Annotated in this window: 7 protein-coding genes; 6 read left to right on the top strand and 1 reads right to left on the bottom strand. The window is 70.0% G+C overall.

What is annotated here, in order from left to right:
• The 4 genes from tmk to FKV24_RS15600 form a co-directional block, all read left to right on the top strand.
• A partial coding sequence (tmk, locus tag FKV24_RS15615) for a dTMP kinase (RefSeq protein WP_141483046.1) occupies positions 1-589 on the top strand: 589 nt, incomplete at its 5' end.
• Complete coding sequence (locus tag FKV24_RS15610) at positions 586-1572, top strand: DNA polymerase III subunit delta' (protein ID WP_141483045.1); 987 nt, start codon at positions 586-588, stop codon at positions 1570-1572. The genes tmk and FKV24_RS15610, both read left to right, overlap by 4 nt.
• Positions 1573-1654: 82 nt before the next feature.
• On the top strand, positions 1655-2008 hold the full coding sequence (locus tag FKV24_RS15605; protein WP_111266101.1) for a PilZ domain-containing protein: 354 nt from the start codon (positions 1655-1657) through the stop codon (positions 2006-2008).
• An 8-nt stretch (positions 2009-2016) separates the two neighbouring features.
• Complete coding sequence (locus tag FKV24_RS15600; RefSeq protein ID WP_141483044.1) at positions 2017-2712, top strand: hypothetical protein; 696 nt, start codon at positions 2017-2019, stop codon at positions 2710-2712.
• A gap of 536 nt (positions 2713-3248) precedes the next feature.
• Here FKV24_RS15600 and FKV24_RS15595 read toward each other — a convergent pair.
• Positions 3249-5312 carry a 3-hydroxyacyl-CoA dehydrogenase NAD-binding domain-containing protein gene (locus tag FKV24_RS15595; protein ID WP_141483043.1) on the bottom strand — a complete coding sequence of 688 codons (2064 nt, stop codon included), beginning with the start codon at positions 5310-5312 and terminating at the stop codon, positions 3249-3251.
• 261 nt (positions 5313-5573) lie between these two features.
• Between FKV24_RS15595 and rpoE the strand changes: the two genes are divergently transcribed.
• Together rpoE and FKV24_RS15585 are read left to right on the top strand one after the other, a co-directional pair.
• Positions 5574-6212, top strand: a complete 639-nt coding sequence (gene rpoE, locus FKV24_RS15590; RefSeq protein WP_111266103.1) for an RNA polymerase sigma factor RpoE — start codon at positions 5574-5576, stop codon at positions 6210-6212.
• A gap of 10 nt (positions 6213-6222) precedes the next feature.
• A partial coding sequence (locus FKV24_RS15585) for an RseA family anti-sigma factor (RefSeq protein ID WP_170288339.1) occupies positions 6223-6439 on the top strand: 217 nt, incomplete at its 3' end.

Below are 6439 nucleotides of genomic sequence, written 5' to 3'. Positions count from 1 at the left end.
CGCCGGCAAGTCGACCGTGCTCGACGCCCTGGTCGCGCACCTGCGGGCGAGCGGCGCCGAGGTGGTGGCGACCCGCGAGCCCGGTGGCACGCCACTGGCCGAGCAGATCCGCGAGTTGTTGCTGGATCCGCGCCACGAGCCGCCGGCGCCGGAGACCGAATTGCTGCTGGTGTTCGCCGCCCGTGCCCAGCACGTCCGCGAGGTCGTGCTGCCGGCCCTGCAGCGCGGCGCCTGGGTGGTCAGCGATCGCTTCACCGATGCCAGCTACGCCTACCAGGGCGCCGCGCGCGGTGGCGACATCGACTTCATCGCCGAGCTCGAGCGGCGGGTCGTCGGCATCGAGCCGGGGCTGACGCTGTTGCTCGACGTGCCGGTGACGGTCGGTCTGGAGCGCGCACGCCGACGCGGTGGCGCCGACCGCATCGAATCCGAGCAGGAGGTCTTCTTCGAGCGCGTCCGCGCCGGCTATCGCGCCCGCGCTGCCGCCATCCCCGAGCGTTTCCGTGTCGTCGACGCGAGCCGGCCGCCGGCCGAGGTCGCCGCCGAGGCGCTGCGGCACCTGCAGCGGCAGATCGAGGCGGCGGCATGATCGCGCGCGCGGACTTCGCCCCGTGGCAGGCGCGGGCATGCGAACGCACCGTTGCCGCACTGGACGCAGGCCGCCTCGGTCACGGCCTGCTGTTCTGCGGTCCGGCCCTGCTCGGCAAGCATGCGGTGGCCGAGTACCTGGCCCGGCGCCTGCTGTGCAGCGGGCGGGCCGACGGCGGCGAGCCTTGCGGCGAATGCCGCGGCTGCCTGCTGCTCGCGGCCGGTTCGCATCCCGACTTCCGCAACGTGTCGTTCATCCCGACCCGCGACGGCAGCAAATTGCGCACCGAGATCGTGATCGACCAGATCCGCGAATTGTCCGCGCAACTGGCGTTGACGCCGCAGTACGGCGGCGCCCAGATCGCGATCCTCGATCCGGCCGACGCGATCAACACCGCGGCCGGCAACGCCCTGCTCAAGACCCTGGAGGAGCCGGTGCCCGGGCGCTATCTGTGGCTGGTCAGTGCGCAGCCGGCCCGTCTGCCGGCGACCATCCGCAGCCGTTGCCAGCGGGTCGAGTTTCGTCTGCCGCCCTACGACGAGGCACTGGCCTGGTTGCGGACGCAGGGGCACGACGAGGCCGATGCGAGCGATGCGCTGGAGGCCGCGCGCGGTCATCCGGGGCTCGCCCACCAGTGGTTGGAGGGCAATGGGCTGGATCTGCGCCGCGAGGTCGCCGAGGACCTGCAGCGGCTCGAACGGGGCCAGGCCTCGCCGCTGGAGACCGCGCAGCGCTGGACCGGCGACGAGGACGCGGCGCTGCGCCTGCGCCATGCCGCCGACCTCGCCGTTTTCGAGGCGTCGCGCTTGACCGACCCGGTGCGGACGCGCAGTCTGGCGACCTGGTTCGACAAGGCCAACCGCACCCGCGACCTGCTGCGCACCACCGTGCGCGCCGACCTCGCGGTGGTGGAGCTGCTGCTGGCGTGGCGCGCCGCGAATCGCCTGGGCGCGGGGGCCGCGGGCGGCGGCCGTCGAGGCTAGCGACGGCAGCTGGATGGCCGATAAAGGTATCTGGGATAGGGGACAGCGCGACAATGAACATCCAACACACAGGGAGCCGGGCATGAGCGGCGCAGGCGCAAGACAGGGCATCCTGACTCTGGCGATCAAGGACAAGGCCGCGCTCTACGGCGCCTACATGCCGTTCATCCGGGGCGGCGGCCTGTTCGTGGCGACGCCCAAGCGTTATTTCATCGGCGACGAGGTGTTCCTGCTGGTGACCCTGCCCGAGTCCAACGAGCGCATGCCGGTCGCCGGCAAGGTGGTCTGGGTGACCCCGGTCGGGGCCCAGGGCAACCGCCCGGCGGGAATCGGCGTGCAGTTCAACGAGAACGCCGAGGGCGAGGCGGTGAAGGGCAAGGTCGAAGCCCTGCTCGCCGGCCAGCTCAACTCGGACCGTCCGACCCAGACGATGTGAGGCCCGGCATGCGCATCGCAGGGTGGTGCCTGCCGGCGCTGATGGCGCTGGCAGGGTGCGCGATGGAGGCGGACGCCGGAGCGGTGCCGCCGGCGCGAGCAAGCGACGCGGGTCGGCATCAGGCGGACGCGTGCCCGCCCCGTCATCTGATCTACCTGCATGGCCGGATCGTGCAGGAGTCGGGCCGCCACGCGGTCAGCCCCGAGTTCGGTCCCTATCGCTTCGACGACATCGTCGAGGCGCTGGGCCAGCGCGGCGCTGTGGTCCATGCCGACCTGCGCGCGCCGGGCACGCAGTTGCAGGCGGCCGCCGATGCCGTCGTGGCCGAGGTGCGTGCGCTCAAGGCCACCGGTGTCGTCAGCGAGAACATCGGCGTGGTCGGCGCGTCCCAGGGCGCGATCATCGCTCTGATCGCCGCCGATCGGCTGGCCGACCCGCAGTTGCGGGTGGTGGCGATGGGCGCCTGCAACGACTGGGTCCGCGACGAACTGGCGCCGCGACCGAGCGGGTACCTGCTCGATATCCACGAACGCAGCGACAGCATCGCCGGCGGCTGTGCGGAGGTGTTCGCCGCCAGTCCGGGCATCACCGCCAGCCGCTCGCTCGAGCTCGACAACGGGCTCGGCCACGGCTTCCTGTACACGCCGCTGCCGGAATGGGTCGAGCCGGCGCTGGACTGGACCGCGCCGGCGCAGTGCCGCTGAGTGCCATCGACGCGCTCAGATAAGGCACTCCGCGATCCTCATCGCGGCTTACGCCGCTCCTACGGGCCCGAGGCGTCCTTCTCGCGCGCGCGGCGGTTCTTTGCAGGAGCGGCGCAAGCCGCGATATCCGGCTGCGCGCGGATATCTCCCAAAGTTTGCTGCGCAAACCTCGGGCTCCGCCGTTGCGCTTCCACACCCCCATCCGCATCTGCGATGCCACGTGCCTACTTCTGATTCACGCCTGCGGCGCGAATCGCCCCCTGACTCAGGGGGAACGATATCCGGCTGCGCGCGGATATCTCCCAAGATTTGCTTCGCAAACCTCGGGCCCCGCCGTTGCGCTTCCACACCCCCATTCGTGCCCATGGCACGAATCGCCCCCTGACTCAGGGGGCTGGGGTCAGGGGGCAGGCAAACGATCTTCGTAGGAGCGGCGTGAGCCGCGATGGGGCTTTCATGGGGCCGTTCGATCGCGGTTTGCGCCGCTCCTGCGGGGCCGCAGGGGGCGGCGCGGTGGATACGGTCGTCGGCGGAGCTCAGTCGTGCAGGGCGGGGTTGTCCCAGCCTGGACGCGGTGCGAACCGTTCGCCGTGGCTGGCCTGCAGGGCCTTGAGCTTTTCGACCAGCTTCGCCGCGCCGGTCTCGCGGATGTACTGGATCGGGCCGCCGCGGAACGGGGCGAAGCCGGTGCCGAATATCACCCCGGCGTCGAGCAGGTCGGCATCGGCGACCACGCCGTCGTGCAGGCAGGCCACCGCTTCGTTGAGCAGCGGCAGGATCAGACGGTCCTCCAGGTCGGCCGGCGCCTTGTAGTCCTTCGCCACTTCCGGTTTGACCGGCTTGCTGCCCTTGTCGGTCTGCTCCCACTTGTACAGGCCCTGGCCGTCCTTCTTGCCGCGCCGGCCGGTCTCGATGTTGCCCAGCGACGCGGGCACCTGCAGACCGAGGAACGGCGCCAGCTCGGCGCCGACGCCGGCGGCGACGTCCAGGCCGACGGTGTCGATCAGCTCGATCGGTCCCATCGGCATCCCGAACTTGACCGCGGCCTTGTCGATCGCCGCGCCCGGAATGCCCTCCGAGAACGCGGTCGCGGCCTCCAGCATGTACGGGAACAGCACCCGGTTGACCAGGAAGCCGGGCGTGCCGGCGACCGGGACCGGCAGCTTGTCGATCGCGCGGCAGAACGAGGCCAGCCGCTTGCGGGTCGCCTCGGCGACCTGATCGTGGTCGATGATCTCCACCAGCGGCATCAGCGCGACCGGGTTGAAGTAGTGCAGGCCGGCGAACTGCGCCGGACGCTGGATGTGCTCGCGCAGCTCGGTCAGCGGGATCGACGAGGTATTGGTGGTCAGCAGCGCGTCGGCCTTCATCTTCGGCTCCAGCGTCGCGTACAGCTCGCGTTTGGCCTCGGGATTCTCGATGATCGCCTCGATCACCAGGTCGGCCCCGGCGACCGCGTCGCCGGCCAGGTCGCCGCGCAGCCGTGCGTTGACCTGTTCGCGCTTGCCCTCGTCCTTGACCTTCTTTTCGAACAGTGCGCGGCCGCGGCTGAGCGCGCCGTCGATGAAGCGCTGCTCGCGGTCCTGCACGGTCACCTCGAAGCCCTTGTAGGCCGACCAGGCGGCGATGTCGCCGCCCATCACGCCGGCGCCGACCACGTGCACCCGGGCGATGTCGTGATCCTTGCCGCCCTGGCTCTTGAGCCGTTCCTGCAGGAAGAACACCCGGATCAGGTTGCGCGCGGTCGGGGTCGAGGACAGCTTGACCACCGACTTGCGCTCGGCCGACAGCAGGCTCTGGATGCCACCGCCGGCGCGCTTCCAGGTGTTGATCAGCGCGTAGGGCGCGGGGTAGTGGTCCTTGCGCGCCTTGCGTGCGACCTGCTTGACCAGCATCGGCGCCAGCGCCTGGCGCGCCGCCCAGGTGTTGCTGGCCCAGGCCATGAAGCGCTGCTTGAACGGACGGGCACCGCCGCGCAGGGCGAGCTTGGCCGCCTCGTCGACCAGCACCGGTTCCTCGGCGGTCTTGTCGACCAGGCCGGTCGCGCGCGCGGCCGACGCCGACAGGCTGCGGCCGGTCAGCATCATGTCGAACGCGGACGGTGCGCCGACCAGCCGCGGCAGCCGCACGCTGCCGCCCCAGCCGGGGTAGATGCCGAGCTTGACCTCGGGCAGGCCGATCCGGGTCGACGGGCTCTTGCTGGCGATCCGGTAGTCGCAGGCCAGCGAAATCTCGGTGCCGCCGCCCATGCAGAACCCATGGATCGCGGCGACGGTCGGGCAGGGCAGCTCGGCCAGCCGCTGGAACACCTGCTGGCCGCGGCGGATCGCGTCGCCGACAGTGCCCTTGACGTCGAACTCGGCGAATTCCTTGATGTCGGCGCCGGCGATGAAGCCGCTGGGCTTGGCCGAGGCCAGCACCAGACCCTTGGGCGGGTCCATCGCCAGCCGTTCGAGCAGGCTGTCGAGTTCGATCAGGACGTCCTGGGAAAAGGTGTTGACCGCCGCGTCGGCGCGGTCGAAGGAAAGCACGAGGACGCCGTCCTCGCGGAGCGAGGTCTGCCAGTGCTGGAAGCGTAGACCGTCGAGGCCAGCGATCATGTGCTGCACCATCCGTTAACGTATGGGAGGCCGATATCATCCCGAGGATGTTTCGTCGCCGTCAAATGTATCCCGGTTGCCCCCGGTTTTCCGGCCCCTGGGGCCGGGCCGGCCTGCCGCAACCGTGACCGCTGGCGCTTGTGGCGGTGGGCACAGTCCCCATTAATCGGAAGATTGAACTTTTCCCCGACAGGGGTGTCCCATTGTTCGGCCGATGCGTATCGATGCATGTTGCCGAGCTGACAGGAGTGCCGGCGCGGCATGGCCGAAAACAAACTTGCTCAAGACACTGCCCAAGGGCAGGACACGGTGCTCGACCAGGAGCTGGTCAGGCGTGTCCAGCAGGGCGACAGCACGGCCTTCGATGCCCTGGTGCGCAAGTACCAGCACCGGATCGTCGGGCTGATCGGGCGCTACATCCCCGACTGGAGCGAGTGCCAGGACGTGGCCCAGGAAGCGTTCATGCGCGCGTATCGCGCGCTGCCGAATTTCCGGGGCGACGCCCAGTTCTATACCTGGTTGCACCGGATCGCCGTGAATACTGCCAAGAACCATCTCGTCGCACAGAACCGCCGCCCGCCGACCGACGACGTCGACGCGGCCGATGCCGAGCAGTTCGACGGCGGTATCCGCCTGCGCGACACCGACACCCCCGAACACGAACTGATGCGGCAGGAGATCGAGCGCACCGTGATGCAGACGGTCGACGCCCTGCCCGAGGAGCTCAGGACCGCGATCACGCTGCGCGAGGTCGAGGGGCTGAGCTACGAGGAGATCGCCCGGCAGATGGAGTGTCCGATCGGCACCGTGCGTTCGCGGATCTTCCGCGCCCGCGAAGCGATCGACGCGCAGTTGCGTCCGCTGCTGGACAACCGCCCCGAACGCGAACCCACCCACTGACATGGCCCGCATGCACAACGCTCCGACCGATCCCCCGATGACACCCGGTGGCGAAGACCGGGAAGCCCTGTCGGCCCTGTTCGACGGCGAACTGGAGTCCGATGCCGCCCGCTTCGCGCAGCGCCGGCTGCTCCATGACGGCCAGTGGCGCGACGCCTGCGGGCGCTGGCAGCTTGCCGGCGACGTGCTGCGTCGGCGTGCCGACGCGGTGGCGCCGATCCGTTTTG

It is taken from the genome of Marilutibacter maris, from assembly GCF_006546735.2.
GTDB lineage: Bacteria > Pseudomonadota > Gammaproteobacteria > Xanthomonadales > Xanthomonadaceae > Marilutibacter > Marilutibacter maris.
The sequence above is the reverse complement of the archived record's forward strand: the minus strand, read 5'-3'. Positions and strand labels throughout refer to the sequence as shown.

What these genes read in the sequence shown, in the direction of transcription:
- FKV24_RS15610 (WP_141483045.1), top strand. Translation starts at nt 586, where the DNA reads ATGATCGCGCGCGCGGACTTCGCCCCGTGGCAGGCGCGGGCATGCGAA.
- FKV24_RS15605 (WP_111266101.1), top strand. Translation starts at nt 1,655, where the DNA reads ATGAGCGGCGCAGGCGCAAGACAGGGCATCCTGACTCTGGCGATCAAG.
- FKV24_RS15600 (WP_141483044.1), top strand. Translation starts at nt 2,017, where the DNA reads ATGCGCATCGCAGGGTGGTGCCTGCCGGCGCTGATGGCGCTGGCAGGG.
- FKV24_RS15595 (WP_141483043.1), bottom strand. Translation starts at nt 5,312, where the DNA reads ATGATCGCTGGCCTCGACGGTCTACGCTTCCAGCACTGGCAGACCTCG.
- rpoE (WP_111266103.1), top strand. Translation starts at nt 5,574, where the DNA reads ATGGCCGAAAACAAACTTGCTCAAGACACTGCCCAAGGGCAGGACACG.